A 20,838-nucleotide genomic window follows, 5' to 3' on the forward strand; every position below is an offset into this window, starting at 1 on the left:
GTTTACTCTCAGGCTATGAATCCTAAACTGACTAACCTTTAGTGCCTAAAATTGCAAAAACACCATAAGAAAGCGTCTTAACATGTATATACATTTTTATAAGAGATTCAGAAAATTGATTTTTTCAGAACCTTTCCTTCTTAATTAAATCTCCATTTTCATCATAATAGCGCCAAGTTCCTGATTTTTCATCATTTCTATATCTTCCCTTAATAATCATATTGCCTAAACTATCGAATTGAAAATATCGACCATGTTTTAAGCCATCTTTAAGGGAAACTTCAAATTTCACTTGCTCATTTTCATAGTATTCAATGAAGGTTTTGCTATTGAGATCTTCTGGCAAAATATTCTCTACTGAAATCAGATCATCTTCTTCGGTTTTGCTTGTATCAGTCACTTCCTCAACTTTATATTCACTTTCCTGCACTAATGAATTCCAGTCGCTAATTTGCTTATGATTTAAATAATTTAATTGAATTTGATGATTTAGTAATTCTCTCTCCGAAGTAAATTGCATACCAATCATCGGAAAACTCTTAAAATAGGCTTGATGTGGTTTTAGGGTTCTCCATGATTCCTGATCCAATAATCGCTCTGCATCACTTAGCAGCTCTTCAGCACTTAGGTAGATAAACAAACTCGATTCATAGTTGAAGTTTTCCATAAAAACAGCATACTCTTTAGTATGGTCTAAGGTCTTCTTTTCATCTACAGCTGAAATAATTTTTCCTAAAGTCCGTGGGGAATTGCTGAACACCACATATTCGTTCATAATCGTATAATAAGGTTTGTCAATTCCCTCAAAAGCTTTCCCAAATAATAGTTTGAAAAAACCCTTAATTGATAGGAATTGGATTTCATGCCCTTTATAACTAATCCCCTTAAATTTTACAGGAGTTTTCTTTCTAATCTGTTGTTCAATATAGTTCAATCGCTCCTTAGTGTCATCAAATCCACTATGTTTTATAGCCACTGCTAATTCTACCTTATTTTGATTGCTATTGGAATTTAGCTGTATTAAGGCAATTTCGTCATCAATCCAGCTTAGGAAATCCTCTTTTATGGAAATATCGAGATAGTTTTCAATTTTCTGCTTGCTGTCGATATAAGATTCACCATCTGTAGAAGTTTCCAATACATTTTCCATCTGCTCATAGAAATCTTCAGCATTATCAAAACCTAAACTCATAAAATAGGAGGCATTATCAGGAACTATAGTTCCTACTCCAATTTCACCTTCACCAGATTTCATTAAGGCCGTTAATAAATTGGGGTTACCTTTTTTGACACTAGAATATCCTTCAATAGAAAATACTTGGTCAGTGACTTCGAGAGACATTCCACTGTATTCTAAAATGCTGAACATATCTTCTTCTTCCTCTCCGGTATCATCCATCCATATACTCAAATAATCAGAAAAGGAACTATAATTAATATACATATTGATATCGTTTGAGCCCAAAGCCTTTGTGATATCAATAAAATCTAAATCTCGAATTAAAATAGGTTTCTTTAACTGATCAATGGATTGCTCTACAAGAGTGTGAGTAGAAGAAATACTTAAAAGATTTTCATAGATATAAAGATAGTAGCTGGTAGGGGAGTCAATGAATTTAATTTCTAAGATTTCTTGATTCTGATAATTTCTGGTATAAACGTTTTCAATGTCACCACTAAAGTCTTTAATATAGTTTTTGATAAAGTCGAACTGAGTGGCGCGCTGTAGATCAATCACATATAGAAAATCATAATCTTTTGGTCTGGTTTTATGTACGGACATCACCATAGGGCGATCCATAACCAACTCCCATAGGCTTTGATCACTTTTCATGTCAATTGTTAAACTATCCATTTCCTGCCCAATCTCTTCGAAATAGGGGTTTGATTTCAGATAATTCCAGATTTTATTATCAGAGATTTCATTCCATTCCTCAAAGGGATTGTCCATTTGAAAGATGATGCTCGCACTAGGTGGAACAGCCATCATGGGGTTGTTTTTCTTTACGGGTTGTAGATAGAAAAAGTAGATAAATGTAAAAGCAATGATAACCGTAAAGACTGCAATAACAATAATGGCTTTTTTCATAAGGCAGTGGATTTTAAACAATAACGTCAAAAATAGAGAAAGATTTAAGGGATTGAAATTATGTGAATAGTTAAATGAATAAAAATAGTTAACTATTTTAAGGATGATTTCAGCTGCTGACCATAGCAGAACAAGATTTTCTGACTTTCAATTATTCTAATAGCTTCTATGCCGTGATATTATAGAGAGATACACCTCTGCTATAACCTCATGCTTATAAGTTGTAGAAATTTAACTAAGTAATTTTTACTTTCTCCCCCCAATTGATAGTTGATTTTCAGTCCCCTTTTTTGTTTCATACTTTCCGGATACAGGCTTTCGTCCATACAACTCATCCAATTCTTCTTGATTAGGATAAGGTGCTCTGGAGGTGTAGCTGTGGGCTACTCTCATACTGTCCCATATTTTATTATCAGGCCGCTTCTCATCACTGTAGCGTGGATCAGGAATCATAGGCAGCTTTTCCATTTTCTGGATTTCTATACTTGGAAAATCATGATCTACTATAATCTTTCCTAATAACAAATAGCATCCAAGACCTGTAAATGGATGTTTTTTCAATGAGGCAGGAAAGTGCACCGTATCGAAATATCCACCATAGACATCAATCCATGTACCAAAATTCATTTTTGTTTTACCATCCTTATTGGTAATCGGCACATCTTTTATGGAAATTAAATAGCCGACCATGCGTACAGTCTTATTTTGGTTTTGCAAAAGCTCTGAAGCAAAAATAGCTCCCCGATAATTAGTTTTTAATAAGTTAAAAGGCGAAACAGAAACTGGATAGCCTAGGCCCTCCATCTCATCAAAAGCATCTTCAAATAGATCACCTTCGTCTATTTCGTAGGTATACTCCTTTGGTTTAATATTGAAGAGCTGTAACTCCTTTGTTTTGGCAGGCTCATGAGAGAAAAAGCGCTTAGCTTCTATGATCAACTGACCTTTACTTCTGGAAATACTCCTCAGGGCTCCAGCATATATCGCATAGCTAATATCATCAAAATTCAGCAGAGTTCTATCTAGTATATCTGTAATACTTGAAAACAAGCCATTCTTTTCACGTGCCTGACAAATGGTATCAATCCCCTTCTTAGAAAGATGCATGATCTGATCTAATCCTAGATGTATGATTTCTCCTTTTAAACTGGCATTCGCATAACTATAATTGATGTCAGGTGCTTCAATATGTGCCCCTAACATTCGTGCTTCATTGATATAGACCTCAGGCCTGTAAAAACCGCCATTATTATTGATAACTGCAGTGATAAACTCCAGCGGATAATAGGCTTTCAGATACAGGCTTTGATAACTTTCCACTGCATAAGAAGCACTATGGCTTTTACAAAAACTATAACCCGCAAAAGAAGCAATTTGTCTGTACACTTCTTCCACCATTTCTTTCGGATAGCCCATAGCTTCACAGTTGCTGAAAAACTGGTTCTTCACTTTGTCCATTTCCTGCTGGGAGCGGGATTTTCCAGACATGCCACGTCTTAGTACATCCGCATCATTCAAATCAAGTTTTGCAAAGTGGTGCGCTATTTTGATAACGTCTTCCTGATAAACCATCACTCCGTATGTGTCTTTTAACTGTTCTTCAAATACCGGATGAAAGTATTTGATTCTAGAGGGGTCCCGATGTCTTTCTACATATTCTCTCATCATCCCGCTTTGTGCTACTCCAGGCCGTATGATGCTACTGGCCGCCACTAGTGTTTCATAACTACTACATTTTAACCGTCTGAGCAGTCCACGCATAGCCGGACTTTCAACATAAAAACAACCGAGTGTTTTTCCTGTCCTTAGCAATTCGTTGCACTTCTCGTCTTTTTTAAAGCGTTTGGTGTCGGATATATTAATTTTTACGCCTCTATTCTCCTCCGCAATGCTTACCGCTTCTTTTATATGTCCCAAACCTCTTTGCGAAAGAATATCTATTTTTTCTAGGTGAAAGGTTTCTGCCATATACATATCTATCTCACAGGTTGGTACTCCTTTCGGATATATATTCATAGCCGTATAATTAGCTATGGGCTCTTCTGTAATATAAATACCACAGGAATGCATGGACAGCTGATTAGGGTAACCCGTTAGCATTTTACCATAATACTGGATGCTTTTAACCAGTTTATCTTGAGGATCTTGATCAAAAGACATACGAGAAAGCTGATCGAGCTCTTCTTTAGGTAGACCAAAAACTTTTCCCAGCTCACGTACTGTCGAGCGATGTTTGAAATCGGTTACTGTTCCGCAAAATCCTGTATGTTCTCTTCCAAACCTTTTGAAAACATAGTCTATGATGTCATCCCGGTCAGTCCAACTCCAGTCAATATCGAAGTCGGGTGGACTTGATCTTTTATTATTCAAAAATCTGGCGAAATAGAGGTTGAGTTCTATAGGATCTACTTCGGTAATTTTCAGGCAATAGGCTACAATAGAGTTGGCTCCGCTGCCTCTTCCTACGTGGAAATATCCTTTACTTAAGCTGTGACGGATGATATCCCAGGTCGTGAGGAAATAACAACCAAATTGCATTTTATGGATAATTTCCAGCTCATCATACAAACGTTGTTTGGCGAGTTGATTGCTGGGAGAGTAACGATCTTTAAAGCCTTCTAATGCTAAAGTTTCCAGCAGTATCTTATCTTCATAGTAACTTGAAGTGTAACACTTTTTGTTTTTGTGGGATTTAAAATCGAAGGGAAAGCTACACTGATCAAACAAAAGCTCCGTATTCCTAATGATTTCAGGATAATACTGATATAGCGTCTTCAGCTCTTTTAGTGGAATCATGTATTCACCCGTTCCTGCATGCTGCTTTTGTGTCAGATGGCTCAGCAGTATATTGTTATCAATGCAGCGCAGCAATTTATGTAGGTTAAATTCTTGTTTGCTGGAGAAAGTCACAGGATAGAGGCATACCAATTTCTCCATTCGTTTTGCAAAGGATGGTTGATACCTTTTTAATTCTGAAGGTTTAATACCAATAAATTCATGATTTTGAAGAATGTCAGGAACATTATGTGTGGGGTAGATTACAAAAACATTGTTGAAATGAGGTGATTGCAAAGGAAGAGGCATCTCCGATAAATTCGTTTTTGTAAGTAACTCATTGATTTCTTTGAAGCCTTCTAGGTTTTTAGCAATAGCCACATACAAGAGTTGGTCATTTTTCCGGATTTCTACTCCTGCCAGTGGCTTAATACCGGATTCAATGCAGTGTTTGGCAAAATCTGTGATTCCGGTAGTACTATTTATATCGGTAAGTGCTAAGCTTTCTACACCATGCAACACAGCCTGTTGAACCAGTGCTTCGACCGATAATGTGCCGTAACGCAATGAATAGAAAGAGTGGCAATTTAAATACATAAAATTTTAACTTATAATTACTGTTATTATTTTTAGAGTAAAACCTCTAATTGCATTTTACTGCTTACTAAGTAACACCCCTATAATCCCCTCAAGGGGATAATTCTCACTGATTTATTTCAGTAAAAAAACAATAGGTTTATCACTATTCTTCGAGACACTACTTTATAATTATAGACTTAATGCTCTGTGGACAATGGCTGGATTGTCATAGCGGTTTTTCAATTTATCCATAGCTTGATAAAGCTCAATGGTTTTTGCATTATCCGTAAAAAGGTTGATTTGATGACTTCCTTGCACCAAATGAGAAATTTTTACACCTATTAGCCGAATCAGCATTCTTCTGTGATATAATTTTTTGAAGAGCTCAAAGGCGACTTCCATTAATACTTCATCATTAGCGCAAAAGGGAATTTTCTTTTGCATGCTTTCCGTGTCATGGTTACTGTACCTGATTCGAACAGAAACACATGCGCACATTTGATTAAGCTTGCGTAATTTGAATCCTAGAAATTCTATCAGTTTTAGTAAAGTCCCCTTTAATATTTTTAAATCTTGCGTATCCTGATCGAAAGTAAAATCTTTCCCGATAGATTTCTCTGAGGAATAGGGAATAACCGGCGTTGGGTCAATTCCATTAGCTTTTTTCCAGATGCCAATTCCAGTTTTCCCTAAGAGCTCATTCATGGCCTCAGGAGGTAAAGACCTGATGTGCTTGATGAATTTAATTCTGATTCGCCTGAGTAACTTGAAAGTTTTACTCCCAACACTAGGAAGCTGTCTGATAGAATGTGGATCTAAAAATGGCTGTACATGATTTTCTAATACTTCATAGCCTCCAATAGGCCGAGCATGGGAGGTACAGATTTTAGCAACGGTTTTATTTACGCTTAATCCGTAAAGTAACGATAGGCCTGTTTCTGATTGTATTGTATTGATCAATTCCTTTGTGAATTTGGAGGTGTTGTGGAATCTATCCATGCCAGTCATATCTAAATAGAATTCATCTATACCTGCTCTTTCATGTAAAGGAGTTTTTTCCGTCATGATTTCGTTCACGATGTCAGAATATTTAGTGAAAAGATCAAAATCTCCTTTTAATAAGACTGCATCAGGACATCTTTGCAAAGCCACGCGAGTTGGCATACTTTTGTGTACACCATACTTCTTAGCTTCAGCTGAAGCAGACGCTACTATTCCTCTGTTATTTAAGCCTCCAATGATAAGAGGTTTACCTTTTAAGTCAGGGAGCTTCAAAAGGGTACAGTTAATGAAGAATGCATCTAAATCGATATGCGCTATCTGTCTCATGATTACTAATATATTTAGCAAATATAAATATAATACTACAAAAATTAGTAATAAAGAATGGTGAAAATTTTAGCTTTTTTTGTTTTGAAATTAGAGAGGGGTAAAAAAGATACTTAAAGGCTCTAGATGGGTTAATTACCTGATTATGTATCTAATTTAATTAAGAATAAAAAAGGACGAGCTATCACAAAACAGTTCGTCCTTTTTCTAAAAGCATACTTCTTTTACTTGCGCTATTGCTTCTTATTTTCTGATTCTATTAAATTTTGATCTTCTATTCTATTGATGATTTTCTTCGAGAAATCTTGTGTTAAGTCTTCCAAAGAAATAGGATTTACAGTTTTAGACTGTGCAGACCACACTAATTTTTCCGATTCAGCATCATAAAAATTAGTCTCTAAAAAATAGGTTTTATTGATGTCATAATATCCGCTACTATACATTTGTGGATACCAATAATTGTAATATCCCCAGAAAGTAGAATAGTAGCCGAAGCTATTTAATGGACTGTATGGATAATTTCCCGGAATATACCTTGCTTCACTTTCCTTATCTATTAGTGCTACAGTAATTATATAGTGCTACAGTAATTATACCATCAAAACCATTTTCCTCAATGGCAGCGAGAAGTTCTTCTTTGCTTCTCATATTATCGTCATCTAATGCAGGAGGAAAAATATTTAAGCTTTTATTAGCTCTTACTTTTCTATCGTTCAGCTCTTCAGCTAACTCATCTTCTAGACTTTTCTGGACATTTATGTCATCTATCATAGCAGTCACTAAAACATTACTGTAGTTTTCATTTTTAATATCCGAGTCATTCCAGGAGGCTATAATACTTGTGGAACTAGCGCATCCCGTTATCAGAAATAGAGCACTGGTTATGATGAGTTGTATAATTATGTTTCTATGATTTCTCATTATTTAAAATTTCAAAATTAGAAAATAGTGAATTTTGTGCTTGAATAAGACTTTTAAAGCCATGTAGTACGTATTAGAAATAAATTGTACTATAAAAAGTGAACTTAAGCACTATGTAAAATTTACGAGGCAGGAATGGTATAGTTACAAATACCGTTAGACAGCCTAATTTATAAGCTAGCAAAAGAGCTAGATAGGTTATATGATATTGTTATCAATAAAATTAACTTTTATATGGAGCTACTACTATTTAATAATTATTCCAACAAAATACGTTGGTTATGACTTATTATTAAATGAAAGAAAAAGTTGCTATCGCTGGTGCCACAGGTTTTATAGGGAAATGGTTTATAGATACTTATCACGAAACCTATGATATTATTGCACTAAGCAGGGGGGAAGTAAAAGATGATCAGTATCCTTCTGTTGAATGGAGACGAGCAGATTTATATTCACTTTCAAGTACTACTGATGCGCTTAAAGATGCGGATTATGCCTTATATTTGGTACATAGTATGAACCCGAGCACCAGAATGAATCAGAGTTCTTTTGAGGATACTGATTTGTTATTAGCGGACAATTTTGCACGTTCTGCAGAAGCTTGTGGCCTAAAACAAATTCTTTTTATTGGAGGGATACTGCCAAAGGAATCTAAAGATTATTCCAAACATTTAAGAAGCCGGTATGAAACGGAATTAACTCTTGGGGCGCGCTCAGTACCTTTGACCACTATAAGAGCCGGTATTGTGGTTGGTCCCGGTGGTTCTTCCTTCAACGTTGTAGAAGAATTAGTCAAGAAGTTACCCATAATGGCCTGCCCGCAGTGGTGCAAATCCCCTTCTGAGCCAGTTGATATAGCAGACATCCTAAATTTCATTGAACGATCATTAGGCAATGAAGAAGTTTACGGAGAGGCTATAGAAGTAGCAGGTCCAAAGGTAACTTCCTACATGGAGATGTTAGAAATCACTTCAAGAGAACTCCATAAGAAGCGTTGGATTTTTTCTATTCCATTTTTCACTTTGGGCTTCTCCAAGTTATGGGTAGCATTGTTTTCAGGCACGAGCATTACTTTTGTATCTCCTCTGATAGATAGTCTTCGTCATGATATGCGAGCAGATAAAACACAGAAATTTCACTGGAAAGGAGAGGTGTCAATCGATAGGAGCATCCGAAAGGCCTTATTTGAAGATTATCCTCGTATCAATAGAAGTTATGAGACAGAGGAAGAGCGTAATACCGTTAGAAGCGTACAGCGATTAAGTAATCCGGGTAATAAACCGGCCAAGTGGGTTGCTGATGTTTATCCCAGATGGTTGGATAAATACTTTAAATTTATTCTGAAAGCTACTGTCAGTGGAGAGATTGTACGTTTTCATCTTTTCAGTATTGTTCTTTTGGAATTGACATACATGCCAAATCGTAGTGACGAGAATAGAAGATTGTTTTTTATAACAGGGGGCGCACTTTGTAAAAGAACTGATATGGGTTGGTTGGAATTTCGCTCTGTGATGAAAAATGAACATGTTATTTCTGCTATTCATCGATTTGTTCCCACCTTGCCGTGGTTTATCTATAAAAACACACAAGCATTAGGGCACCTATTTATTATGAATCAATTTAATCGATTTCTTAAAAAGCAGAGCTAAATTACTGTAAACAAAAAAAGCCCACTTTTTAAGTGAGCTTTAAGCGGTCTGGACGAGACTCGAACTCGCGACCTCCTGCGTGACAGGCAGGCATTCTAACCAACTGAACTACCAGACCAATTTTTTATTTCTCCTATTTCGCGTTTCGAAATCGGAGTGCAAATAACTGAATTTTATTTCTAATATTCAAAACTTATTTGCGATTATTTTTCCAATATTTTTTGCTCTTAAATTACTTTTAAAAGCTTTTTATGTTGTCCTTTCGTTTAAGGAGATGCAAATGTAGGTGCTTATCTATTAATTGCAAAACTTACTCAATAATTTTTTCATTTTTTTTTCATTTATCCATTTTTGTGTGTGTCTTCAGATTTAAATATTAATTTTACATTTATTAAAACTACTAAAATAATGCTTTTGGAATTCGAACAACCTATAGTTGAATTAGAAAATAAATTGGCCGGGATGAAATCATTAGCTGAAGAAAGCGATGTAGATATTTCAGATGCCATCAAAAAACTAGAAGATAAAATTGTGTCCTTAAAGAAAGAGACTTTTCAAAATCTAACCCGGTGGCAAAGAGTACAGTTGTCTCGTCATCCGGACAGGCCATACACCTTAGATTATATTTATGAAATCACTGATGACTTTGTAGAATTGCATGGTGATAGAACAGTAAAAGACGATAAAGCCATGGTAGGTGGTTTTGGTAATGTGGATGGACAAACCTTTATGTTTATCGGTCAGCAAAAAGGGAGGAATACCAAACAAAGGCAAATGCGTAATTTCGGTATGGCTAATCCTGAAGGCTACAGAAAGGCATTAAGGTTGATGAAAATGGCAGAAAAGTTTAATAAGCCCATTGTCACGTTCATTGATACTCCCGGAGCTTTTCCTGGACTTGAAGCAGAAGAAAGAGGGCAAGGAGAAGCCATTGCACGTAATCTTAAAGAAATGTTTATGCTTAAGGTGCCTGTGATATGTATCATCATTGGTGAAGGTGCATCAGGTGGGGCTTTAGGTATTGCCATTGGTGATAAGGTATTAATGCTAGAGAATACTTGGTACAGCGTAATTTCTCCTGAATCATGCTCTTCCATTTTATGGCGAAGCTGGGATTATAAGGAGCAGGCTGCCGAAGCACTAAAACTAACAGCTCCAGATATGTTGAAAAACAAATTAATTGATGGGATTATACCAGAACCACTGGGGGGAGCTCATACAAATTTGAAAGCAGTAGCTGAGGAAGTGAAAAAGACTATTCTGAAAAATTTTAAAACTTTAGATAAAAAATCGGTTGACAAAAGAATAGAGGAAAGAATCGATAAGTTTAGTGCAATGGGTGTTGTAAAGTAAACACTTTTAGCTACTTATTAAGATGGCTTTTAAGAATGTTTGAATTGACATTTTTAAAAGCCATTTTTTTTATAACTTCAGATTTTAATAAATGAAATTATATGAATTTACACATCATTGAAACCGGATTTTTTAAATTAGATGGTGGCGCTATGTTTGGCGTAGTGCCTAAATCATTATGGTCAAGAACTAACCAGCCAGATGAAAACAACATGTGCACCTGGGCAATGCGTTGCCTAGCAATTGAAGATGGAAATCAATTGATCTTGATTGACAATGGAATAGGAGATAAGCAAAGTGAAAAATTCTTTAGCCATTTTTATTTACATGGAGATGCAAGTTTGGAAGGATCTTTGAAAAAGACAGGCTTCTCAATGGATGATGTAACTGATATGTTCTTAACGCATTTACATTTTGATCACTGTGGCGGTGGCGTTAAATGGCAGGATGATGAGCACACTAAGCTCGACATTGAATTTAAAAATGCAAAATACTGGTCTAATGAAGAGCACTGGAAATGGGCAACGGAACCTAATGCAAGAGAGAAAGCTAGTTTTCTGAAGGAAAATATTTTGCCAATGCAAGAAAGTGGTCATCTGAACTTCGCAAATAAAGGAAATCCTTCTCCCTTTTCGCAATTTGATATTTTATATGCTGATGGTCACACAGACAAACAAATGGTTCCAAAAATAAAATATAAAGATAAAACCATTGTTTTTGCAGCCGATTTATTACCCTCTGTAGGCCATATTCCCTTGCCTTATGTAATGGGATATGATACAAGACCATTATTGACTTTAGATGAAAAGGAGAAGTTCTTAAAGGAAGCAGCTGATAACGAATATATCATATTTTTAGAACATGATGCTCAAAATGAGTGTTGTACAGTGAAAAATACCGAAAAAGGGGTGAGGTTAGATGAAACTTTCAAACTATCAGAGGTATTATGATTCTTAAAAGAACTATTTAAAGATGAAAATAGGATTGGCACTTTCAGGTGGTGGGGCCAGAGGCTTTGCTCATTTAGGTATCGCTCAATACATGTATGAGCAAAATATTCGTCCCGATATGATTTCTGGAACAAGTGCAGGAGCTATTGCGGGCGCTTTTTTGGCAGCTGGGTATGATCCTAAAAGAACAATGGAAATTATATCAGATATCAATTTCCTAAAATTTTTTAGACCTGCTATGTCTTGGTCTGGTTTAGTTAATTTAGAAAAGATATCAGATCTCCTCTTAGAGTACTTTCCGAAAAATTCATTTAGTGATTTTAAAATTCCTTTGATTATTTCTACAACTAATTATACCAAAGGGGAAAACATTAATTTTGAATCTGGTGAATTGATTAAGCCCCTTTTAGCGTCAGCTAGTATCCCAGTTATCTTCAAGCCCATTATGATAGGAGAGGAAGCTTTTGTAGATGGGGGTATCACTAATAATCTACCGGTAAATGTGCTTAAATCTCACGTGGATTTTACAATTGGCGTTAATTGTAATCCTGTTGGAATTTCTAGTCCAAATAATAGTATGAAAGATGTTCTGGAAAGAACAATGCTCATGATTATTAACTATCAGACTAAAGAGCAAGCCAAACTTTGTGATATATTTATAGAACCCCAAGAATTGTCAAAATACAAAGTTTTTTCAATTTCAAAGGCTAAAGAGATGTATCAAATTGGCTATGATAGTGCCGAAACCACATTTGGTCAACTGGCAGAAGACCATCCCTTGAAAGGTCTTTTTAAATCAGTTTAGTTATTTCAATTTTTGGAAGATTAGTTTTGATTCATATATTGAAAAGGTCAATAAAAGTGAAAGCTGTGATTCCTTAGTTGTTAAACGCCTATTTTGCATCAAGGCATCCTTCAAGCTAACGGCTAGATTAAGCATGTAGGGTGTTTAACTCTTTACCATTTAACTGGTTTCTTTTCCGCTGATATAGAATTCATTGGCTTTATAAGTGAAAAATATACTTATTAACTCCTAAAGCAAAAACTAAATACAAAATATGAGAAAATTATCAGCGTGGTCATTAGTACTTTTTATGGGTATAATGGCAGCTTGTCAACCAAGCGAAAAAACGGACGAAAAAGCAGAATTGTCCATTGATTATGAAAAATACGTGCTTCCAAATGGATTGGAAGTTGTTCTTCACGAGGATAAGTCAGATCCCATTGCCGCTGTTGCTATTCAAATGCATGTGGGTTCGAGTCGTGAAAAACCAGGTAGAACAGGTTTTGCTCACTTTTTTGAGCATATGTTATTTCAAAAATCAGAAAATGTTGAAGAGGGTGCATTCTTCAAAAACATTAATGATTTAGGAGGTACTTTTAATGGTGGAACTTGGACTGATGGAACAGTTTATTATGAAGTTGTGCCGAAAGATGCCTTAGAAAGAATTTTGTGGATGGAAGCCGATAGAATGGGATTTTTCATTAATGCCATCACTAAAGCTGATCTTGAAGGAGAAAAGCCTGTAGTGCAAAATGAAAAAAGACAAAGAGTAGATAATCAGCCTTATGGGCATAGAAGTTATGTAATTAAAAAAGCTTTATATCCTGAAGGTCACCCTTATAACTGGGAAGTAATTGGCGAATTGGAAGATTTGCAGGCAGCTACTTTAGGAGATGTAAAAGAATTTTACAACAACTGGTATGGACCAAATAATGCTACTATAGTTGTAGCTGGCGACTATGACAAGGAGCAAGTGAAAGCTTGGATAGAGAAATATTTTGGTGAAATTGAGTCAAGAGGTAATGATGAAGTAATGTCTCCGAAGGCAGTGACATTAAAAGAAACAAAAAAGCTTTATCATGAAGATGATTATGCAAAAGTTCCAGATTTAAGAATGGTTTTCCCTACGGTTGAGCAATATCACCCAGATTCATGGGCGCTTTCAGCTTTGGGTGAAATTTTAAGTCAAGGTAAAAGAGCTGTTCTATATAAAAAGCTAGTTGAAGAAACGGAGTATGCTCCAAGTGTTTTTGCCTACAATAGTTCAAGTGAGCTAGCTGGTGAATTTAATATTGGTATACGAGCAAAAGATGGTGTCGATTTAGATTCTGTTTATTCAGCTGTTCAAGCAGCATTTGCTGAATTTGAAAGAGATGGTTTCTCAGAAAAAGATTTGCAAAGAATCAAAGCGAAACAAGAAACAAACTTCTATAATGGTATATCTAGTATTTTAGGTAAAGCTTTTCAATTAAGTAACTACAATGAGTTTAAAGGTAATCCGGGATATATCACTGAAGATATAAACAATATACTTGCTGTTGAGAAAGAGGATGTTATCCGTGTCTATAACGAGTATATCAAAGATAAACCAGCAGTGATCACGAGTTTTGTTCCAAAGGAGCAATTAGATTTAATTGTTGAAGGTTCTGAAAAAGCTACTGTAAAAATTGAGGAAGTTAAGCCTATGGATGAATCTACAATGGCTGACCTTGATAAAGATGCTGAATATCAAAAAACACCAAGTGAAATTGATAGAAGTAAAGAGCCAGCTTTGGGGGATATGCCTTTAATTACACCTCCGACTATCTATGAGACAAAATTAGCAAATGGAATGGAGATATTAGGAATCCAAAATGATGAATTGCCATTGGTTAATTTCAGTATCAGATTAAAAGGTGGTGGTTTATTAGATGACCCTAACAAACCAGGTGTTGCCAATTTATTTACTGACATCATGCAGGAAGGAACAAAAAACAAAACTCCTGAAGAATTGGAAGATGCCATTGGTCAGATTGGTGCTAATATAGGCATGTACACAGGTAATGAAGAAATCGTTATTTATGGTAACTGTCTTGCTCGCTATTTTGACGAAACGATTGCTATTGTAGAAGAAATGATGCTAGAGCCTCGTTGGGATATGGATGAATTTGACAGATTGCAAAAAGCTCAGATTAATAATATCAAGCAAAGAAATGCTAATCCGAATGCCATCGCAAGTTCAGTAGCCAATAAGATCACCTATGGAGAAGAGCATATATTTGCTAAGCCGCTAAGTGGGACAGTTGAATCAGTAGAGTCTATTACGATGGACGATTTGAAAAATTTCTATGAAAAGGCTTTCTCACCAAGCGTAGCTGGAATGCAGATTGCGGGAAGTGTGACTCAGGCACAAGTGAAGAAGTCGCTTTCAGGCTTGAACGAAAAATGGGCAGCTAAGGAAGTAGTTTTCCCAGAGTACGAAATGAAAGGAATAGACGAGGAAGGTAAAATCTATTTTGCTAATTTCCCTAACGCTAAGCAATCAGTTATTAGAATGCAGAGACTAGCAGTGGAAAGAAGCCATCCTGATTATTATCCTTTAACAGTTGCTAACTATGGTTTAGGTGGTAATTCTGGTGGAAAATTATTCCAAGTATTGAGAGAAGAAAAGGGTTATACCTATGGGGCTTATTCTAATATAGGTTCTAGTACGCAAAAAACTCCTTTTGCTGCTTACTCAAGTGTAAAAACCAATACTACGGCTCAGTCAGTTGCTACTTTCAAAGAAGTAATCGAAGCTTATAAAGAGAATTATAGCGAGGAAGAATTGGAAAAAGCCAGAACTGCTTTGATCAGAAAAGAAGCTAGAGAATATGAAACTTTAGGTCAGAAGTTGAATGTTTTACAGCAAATTTCTTCTTATGGATTATCTAAAGATTTTATCCAGAAAAACCAGGAGGAGCTGAAAGGCTACACAGTTGAGGATATGAAGAAAATCATGAGCACTTATATGAATGTTGATGAAATGAATTATATCATCGTAGGAGATGCTGAAACTCAGTTAGAAGGAGTGAAAGCCCTAAACATCAAAGACGTTGTAAAAGTGGATGAAGATGGAAATCCAGTTGACAACAAAATTGAAGCCATGTAATTCTCAACATTAATCATTATTAAAAGGGCTGGAATTGCGATTCCAGTCCTTTTTTTTGTGTTCTTTTTTTGATGCCCTCTGTTAAAAGAAACTGCACCTGCATGTTCCAGTATGACATAGAAATTATTGCAGTACTTATTTTAAAATTCTTACCAATCTTTCCCATGATTGATTTCTTGCTTTAATATTAGCTTCGGGGCCTTGAGGATCATCTCCAGAACGCATATAAGCATGTCCGGCATCATCATAGATTCGCACATCATAAATATGCTGATACTCTTCCATTGCTGCTTTTGATGATGCAATGGTAGCATTAACTCTTTGGTCATTTCCACCATAAAACCCATAGACCGGTGCTTCAATTCCTACATAATCCATTTCGTCTTTAGGCCCAGTCCCATAAAAAACCAACGCTTCACTTAAATTGCTATTATGGGTGGCATATCGAAATGATTGAGATCCACCCCAGCAAAAACCAACCACTGCAACTTCCCCATTTCCAGCCGGTAAATTTTTAAGGTAGTTAAAGGAATTATTCAAATAAGAAGTGACGAGATTGTCTTCTAATTCGTAAATTGCATTTCGAGCATCATCCGAAGTTGCGAAATCAGAAGTTTGCGAATACTCCTCGCTGAAATCGGATAACATATCCGGGGCCAAAGCTATGAAGCCTTTTTCTGCCAACTGATCTGCAAAACTCCGGACCCAATCGGTCAACCCTCTATTTTCATGTATAACAATAACCGTTTTTGCTTTATCAGAAACTTGCGGGTATACTACAAAAGCTTTAAGGGTTTTTTCTCCGGCATTAATCTCAACCCATTCATGGTGTCGGGGTGAATTTTCTAATCTGTCCTTCATCAAATCCTGTGCATTCCCATAAGATGCTAACAAGCAAATAATGGATATTATTCTTATAAGGTTTTTCATCTTATCATCTATTTAATGTGTTCTTAATTTAACAAAAAAAGAATTGATATAATAGTGCCCTTAATTAAAATAATTTAGTAAATTCATTATTTAATATAAATATATGAAGAATCTTCAAGGCATTCTGTACAACTGTGTTAGGCAAAATGAGCTTTTCTTTCAAATGATACAGAACGATGCAGTTGAAGGCTATATTTTCTGGGAGAGAGGTGAACAGCAGAATTTGCTTCTTGATTCTAAGCTCTCGCAGCAACTTGAATTAAAAACTTTAACTGATCTTGATAAGTTGAAGGCATCCAAGGGAGAATTTCTACATTCTATTATTGAAAAAGTGGAAAACCAACTTGGGGACGAATTTTCTGAAAATGATATCTTTAATACCAGTGTCTTTCAGCCAGTAAATAATACCGATATCCGCTTTTCGACTTGCCAATCCAAAGAAAGCAATGCGCTGTATATTCTAGCCGCAATTCAAAGAACCACTTACTTCAATCGTAACCGAAGCATTACGGATATATCAAACGTACTAGAGGTAGCAGTTTGGCAGTATAATGTTTTTTCGGGCGAAGTATTAATTAATGAAATGTGGGCTAGTTTAATTGGTTACAGCAAGAAGGAACTATATCCTGTGACGGTTAAAACTTTTGAAGACCTAACCCATCCACAGGATTTTGAAGAGTTTAAAACTGTATTGCAAAAGTATATTGACGGAGAATCTAAGTCATATACAATGGAAATCCGAATGCGGCATAAAGAAGGTTACTGGAAATGGGTATTGGCAAAAGGAAAAATAGTGACAAGAAATGAGGATGGGGAAGTAGAATGGATGATGGGGTCTCATATTGACATTACGAAAAGGAAAATTCGCGAAAATCAAATGGAAATCTTAGCACAGGTTCCTATTAGTACAAATAATGCTGTAATCATTAGCGATGCCAATGGAAAAATTACGTTTGTGAATAACGCATTCGAAGAGATTACGGGTTATCTACTGGAGGAAGTGCTTGGTAAGAAGCCTGGTGATTTTTTGCAAGGCCCACTCACAGATCAAAAGGATATCGCCTCTTTTAGGAAACACCTCTCTTTGGGAAGGTCATTTACACAAGAAATTCTTAATTATTCTAAAACCGGAGATCCATATTTATTGTCTTGTCAGGTAGACCCTATTTTTAATGATAAAGGAGAGATCAGTAAATTCATATCTTTGCAAAGAATTATAACGGAAGAAAAGAAGAATAAAGAATTTTTAGCGACTTTCAAAAATACGCTCGATCAGACGGAAGACTGTATATTTATTTTCGATCAAGAAGATTTAAAGTTTACTTACGTAAATCAAGGTGCAATAAATATGATGGGCTATACTGAAGAGGAAATGCTTCTTCTGCATCCTTACGATCTTAAACCTGAATTTCCTAAAGTAGAATTTCAGGCCTTAATTAAGCCTTTGGCAGAAGATAGAATTCCAAGTATTAGATTTCAAACTATTCACAGAGCAAAGAATGGTCGCGATATTCCGGTGGAGGTGTTTCTACAATTTATAAAGAATGAAAAGGTAAGCCCTCATTTCGTGGCAGTTGTAAAGGATATTACTGATCAATTAGCGATAGAAAAGGAGCTGAGCCGTCTATCACTAGTGGCTAAAAAAACTACTAATCTTGTAGTGATTACAGACAATATTGGCAAGATCGAGTATGTTAACCCAGCATTTGAACAGAAGACCGGATATAAATTAGAGGAGGTAATAGGATCTAAGCCAGGGAAATTCTTGCATGGTAAAGAAACAAAGTCCGAGCACATAAAGGCAACTAGAGCCGGATTAAAAACCTTAAAGCCATTTACTCAGGAGATTTTGAACTATTCTCGCTCTGGGGAGAAATATTGGGTTTCCATTACTTTCAATCCAGTATTTAATGAAAGCGGAGAGTTAACGAATTTTATAGCAATTGAAAGCGACATTACAGAGCAAAAGCATAAGGAAACTTTACTCAGGGAAAGCGAGGAAAGACTTCAATTTGTATTGGAAGGAAGTGAGTTGGGATATTGGGATATTAATTTGGAGACAGGAAAAACAACCATGAATGATAGATACTTCGAATTATTAGGTTACACTGCCGAAAATTTTGAACAAAGTATTCATTTCTATCAAAGTCTTGTACATCCCGATGATATTGGTAAACTAACTCGGCTGATGGATACTTCATTTATTCCAGGAGGCCAAGATGATTTTTCAATGGAGTTGAGAGTAAAACACAAATTAGGTCATTATGTGTGGATATTGGATAGAGGTGCGGTCGTCAAAAGAGATGAAAAGGGTACACCTCTTCGAATTTCAGGCACGCACACGGAATTCAGCAGGCGAAAAAAACTAGAAATCGAACTGCAAGAGGAGCGAGATTTCTTCAGTCGGGTGATAGGATCAAACACCTTATCGTTGGTCATAGTTGCCAAATCAGGGAAAATAACCTTTGCCAACAGAGGAGCAGAAAAGGTTTTAGGTATAATTAAGAGCGAAATTGAAGACAAAGTATATGATGATCCTGACTGGAGACATATTACTTTAGAAGATGAACCTTTTGATATTGAAAAGCTTCCTTTCCCAATTGTGATGCACACAAAAAAATCTGTACAAGATATCCGACATGGTATTGAGTGGGCCGATGGCACTAAAAAATATTTATCGATTTCTGGTGGGCCATTCAATTTGGAGGATGGTGAAATTCAAGACGTTATATTTTCTGTGGCAGATATTACCGAGCGAGTCAAAACTCAAAAACAATTAGATTTGGCTAAAGATCAAATGCAAAGTATACTGAAGGATATGTCTGACGTGGTTTGGTCTGTTGACCTTCCTGATTACAAAATGAAATTTATTACACCTTCTATTGAAAAATTGACAGGTTTCCCTGCATCTTATTATCTGGAGAATTACCAAGGGAACCGCTGGGAAGAAAGAGTTTACGATGCAGATAGAGGTTTAGTAACTCAAGCCTATGAAGATTTGGACAAGAACGGAAGCTACGAAATAGAGTATCGGATTCGAACGAAAGATAATCTTTTAAAGTGGGTGTTAAACAAAGGTACAATCATTTATAAAAATGGGCTTCCAAGTCGATTAGACGGGTATATTACAGATATAACCAATAGGAAAAAGCAGGAAAATTCCTTGGCTAAGTATTTGGGGATTGTGGAGGATCAAAATGAAAGACTCAAGAACTTTACTTATATAGTATCTCATAATCTTCGATCGCATTCAGCCAATATTCAAGGTCTAGTGTATTTGATTAATAAGAAAAATCCTAAAATTGCTGAAAATGAATATGTAAAGATGTTAAGCAAGGCCTCTAATAAGCTGGATGAAACCTTGCATCACCTAAATAATGTGGTATCAGTGGTTTCTTCCACCGAAGAGATGGAAAAAATCAACTTAAGCGATGCCATTGCCACTTTTCTTGATGCCTTCGAAAATGTAATTAGCGAGGCTCAACTTTATTTTTTAAACGAGATTTCGAATAATGTAGTAATAGAAGCTGTCCCGGCTTTTTTGGAGAGCATTATCACTAATTTACTCACAAATGCTATCAAATATTGTGATTCGCAAAAGGATTTCTCATTTGTCAGAATTAGTAACAGGAGTCTAAACGGAATCGTTATTATGGAAGTGCAGGATAATGGCTTGGGTATCGATATGGAAAAGTATGGAGAAAAACTTTTCGGAATGTATAAAACCTTTCACACCCATACAGATTCAAGAGGCCTGGGTCTATTTCTGACGAAGAATCAGGTCGAATCAATCGGTGGAAAGATTACTGTAGAAAGTAAGTTAGGAGTAGGTACAACCTTTAAAGTGTTTTTGAAAGATGGCAGTATTTAAAAATGTTTGCATAGTCGATGATGATGATTTATTTATGATTTTGACGATAGATATCATGAAAGATGAGAATTTTGCGGAGAATATCTACGATTTTGACGATGGGAAGAAAGCACTATCTTATCTAAAATCAACAGATGAACATAATTTTCCAGAAGTATTATTTCTAGATATCAATATGCCTATGATGGATGGTTGGGAATTTATGGATGTATTAAAAGAGGATAATTTAACAGGAAAAATGAATATTTATATTACTTCTTCTTCCATTGATCCCATAGATCTCAAAAAGGCCGAAGAGAATCCTTTTATTAGAGGATTTCTTACTAAGCCTTTGGATCCTGAGAAATTGAAAACAGTCCTAAAAAATTAGGAGCGGCTACTCGAACATTATTATTTTAATTTCTGTCCAAATCATATCAAAAGTTCTCGCTTTTCCGTTTTCTAGAATTCATTTATTTATTCATCTTTGAATATTATT

Annotated in this window: 13 protein-coding genes and 1 tRNA gene; 7 read left to right on the plus strand and 7 right to left on the minus strand. The window is 35.8% G+C overall.

What is annotated here, in order from left to right; genetic code table 11:
- Window positions 1-124 precede the first annotated feature (124 nt).
- The 5 genes from B9Y84_RS02535 to B9Y84_RS02555 form a co-directional block, all read right to left on the minus strand.
- Window positions 125-2,089 carry a DUF3352 domain-containing protein gene (locus B9Y84_RS02535; RefSeq protein ID WP_085515521.1) on the minus strand — a complete coding sequence of 655 codons (1,965 nt, stop codon included), beginning with the start codon at window positions 2,087-2,089 and terminating at the stop codon, window positions 125-127.
- Window positions 2,090-2,335: 246 nt separating this feature from the next.
- Window positions 2,336-5,461: a DNA polymerase III subunit alpha gene (locus B9Y84_RS02540; RefSeq protein WP_085515522.1), complete on the minus strand. Its 3,126-nt coding sequence runs from the start codon at window positions 5,459-5,461 to the stop codon at window positions 2,336-2,338.
- A 171-nt stretch (window positions 5,462-5,632) separates the two neighbouring features.
- On the minus strand, window positions 5,633-6,772 hold the full coding sequence (locus tag B9Y84_RS02545; RefSeq protein WP_085515523.1) for a DNA polymerase Y family protein: 1,140 nt from the start codon (window positions 6,770-6,772) through the stop codon (window positions 5,633-5,635).
- Window positions 6,773-7,005: 233 nt separating this feature from the next.
- A complete protein-coding gene (locus tag B9Y84_RS02550) occupies window positions 7,006-7,215 on the minus strand; it encodes a hypothetical protein (protein ID WP_085515524.1) in 210 nt (69 codons plus the stop codon).
- 106 nt (window positions 7,216-7,321) lie between these two features.
- Window positions 7,322-7,693, minus strand: coding sequence for a hypothetical protein (locus B9Y84_RS02555; protein ID WP_085515525.1), 372 nt, complete (start codon window positions 7,691-7,693; stop codon window positions 7,322-7,324).
- Window positions 7,694-7,989: 296 nt separating this feature from the next.
- Between B9Y84_RS02555 and B9Y84_RS02560 the strand changes: the two genes are divergently transcribed.
- Window positions 7,990-9,342 carry an NAD-dependent epimerase/dehydratase family protein gene (locus tag B9Y84_RS02560; protein WP_085515526.1) on the plus strand — a complete coding sequence of 451 codons (1,353 nt, stop codon included), beginning with the start codon at window positions 7,990-7,992 and terminating at the stop codon, window positions 9,340-9,342.
- 44 nt (window positions 9,343-9,386) lie between these two features.
- Here B9Y84_RS02560 and B9Y84_RS02565 read toward each other — a convergent pair.
- Window positions 9,387-9,460 (minus strand) — tRNA-Asp (locus B9Y84_RS02565).
- A gap of 290 nt (window positions 9,461-9,750) precedes the next feature.
- On the opposite strand from B9Y84_RS02565, the gene B9Y84_RS02570 reads away from it, so the two are divergent.
- From B9Y84_RS02570 to B9Y84_RS02585, 4 genes are all read left to right on the plus strand, one after another.
- Complete coding sequence (locus tag B9Y84_RS02570; RefSeq protein WP_085516020.1) at window positions 9,751-10,695, plus strand: acetyl-CoA carboxylase carboxyltransferase subunit alpha; 945 nt, start codon at window positions 9,751-9,753, stop codon at window positions 10,693-10,695.
- A 101-nt stretch (window positions 10,696-10,796) separates the two neighbouring features.
- Window positions 10,797-11,645: an MBL fold metallo-hydrolase gene (locus tag B9Y84_RS02575; RefSeq protein ID WP_085515527.1), complete on the plus strand. Its 849-nt coding sequence runs from the start codon at window positions 10,797-10,799 to the stop codon at window positions 11,643-11,645.
- A 22-nt stretch (window positions 11,646-11,667) separates the two neighbouring features.
- Complete coding sequence (locus B9Y84_RS02580; protein ID WP_085515528.1) at window positions 11,668-12,450, plus strand: patatin-like phospholipase family protein; 783 nt, start codon at window positions 11,668-11,670, stop codon at window positions 12,448-12,450.
- A 253-nt stretch (window positions 12,451-12,703) separates the two neighbouring features.
- On the plus strand, window positions 12,704-15,559 hold the full coding sequence (locus B9Y84_RS02585; protein WP_085515529.1) for a M16 family metallopeptidase: 2,856 nt from the start codon (window positions 12,704-12,706) through the stop codon (window positions 15,557-15,559).
- Between the two features lie 135 nt (window positions 15,560-15,694).
- On the opposite strand, the gene B9Y84_RS02590 is transcribed toward B9Y84_RS02585, so the two are convergent.
- Window positions 15,695-16,489, minus strand: a complete 795-nt coding sequence (locus B9Y84_RS02590) for a dienelactone hydrolase family protein (protein ID WP_085515530.1) — start codon at window positions 16,487-16,489, stop codon at window positions 15,695-15,697.
- A 103-nt stretch (window positions 16,490-16,592) separates the two neighbouring features.
- Here B9Y84_RS02590 and B9Y84_RS02595 point away from each other — a divergent pair, with 103 nt between their 5' ends.
- Both B9Y84_RS02595 and B9Y84_RS02600 read left to right on the plus strand, forming a co-directional pair.
- Window positions 16,593-20,360, plus strand: coding sequence for a PAS domain S-box protein (locus B9Y84_RS02595; RefSeq protein WP_085515531.1), 3,768 nt, complete (start codon window positions 16,593-16,595; stop codon window positions 20,358-20,360).
- Window positions 20,347-20,730, plus strand: coding sequence for a response regulator (locus tag B9Y84_RS02600; protein WP_085515532.1), 384 nt, complete (start codon window positions 20,347-20,349; stop codon window positions 20,728-20,730). The genes B9Y84_RS02595 and B9Y84_RS02600 overlap by 14 nt, the downstream gene beginning before the upstream one ends.
- Window positions 20,731-20,838 lie beyond the last annotated feature (108 nt).

The organism is Marivirga sericea (genome assembly GCF_900177665.1).
Lineage (GTDB): Bacteria > Bacteroidota > Bacteroidia > Cytophagales > Cyclobacteriaceae > Marivirga > Marivirga sericea.

Excerpts from the sequence above, each read along its gene's own strand:
- B9Y84_RS02535 (WP_085515521.1), bottom strand. The coding sequence starts at position 2,089 with ATGAAAAAAGCCATTATTGTTATTGCAGTCTTTACGGTTATCATTGCT.
- B9Y84_RS02540 (WP_085515522.1), bottom strand. The coding sequence starts at position 5,461 with ATGTATTTAAATTGCCACTCTTTCTATTCATTGCGTTACGGCACATTA.
- B9Y84_RS02545 (WP_085515523.1), bottom strand. The coding sequence starts at position 6,772 with ATGAGACAGATAGCGCATATCGATTTAGATGCATTCTTCATTAACTGT.
- B9Y84_RS02550 (WP_085515524.1), bottom strand. The coding sequence starts at position 7,215 with ATGTATAGTAGCGGATATTATGACATCAATAAAACCTATTTTTTAGAG.
- B9Y84_RS02555 (WP_085515525.1), bottom strand. The coding sequence starts at position 7,693 with ATGAGAAATCATAGAAACATAATTATACAACTCATCATAACCAGTGCT.
- B9Y84_RS02560 (WP_085515526.1), top strand. The coding sequence starts at position 7,990 with ATGAAAGAAAAAGTTGCTATCGCTGGTGCCACAGGTTTTATAGGGAAA.
- B9Y84_RS02570 (WP_085516020.1), top strand. The coding sequence starts at position 9,751 with ATGCTTTTGGAATTCGAACAACCTATAGTTGAATTAGAAAATAAATTG.
- B9Y84_RS02575 (WP_085515527.1), top strand. The coding sequence starts at position 10,797 with ATGAATTTACACATCATTGAAACCGGATTTTTTAAATTAGATGGTGGC.
- B9Y84_RS02580 (WP_085515528.1), top strand. The coding sequence starts at position 11,668 with ATGAAAATAGGATTGGCACTTTCAGGTGGTGGGGCCAGAGGCTTTGCT.
- B9Y84_RS02585 (WP_085515529.1), top strand. The coding sequence starts at position 12,704 with ATGAGAAAATTATCAGCGTGGTCATTAGTACTTTTTATGGGTATAATG.
- B9Y84_RS02590 (WP_085515530.1), bottom strand. The coding sequence starts at position 16,489 with ATGAAAAACCTTATAAGAATAATATCCATTATTTGCTTGTTAGCATCT.
- B9Y84_RS02595 (WP_085515531.1), top strand. The coding sequence starts at position 16,593 with ATGAAGAATCTTCAAGGCATTCTGTACAACTGTGTTAGGCAAAATGAG.
- B9Y84_RS02600 (WP_085515532.1), top strand. The coding sequence starts at position 20,347 with ATGGCAGTATTTAAAAATGTTTGCATAGTCGATGATGATGATTTATTT.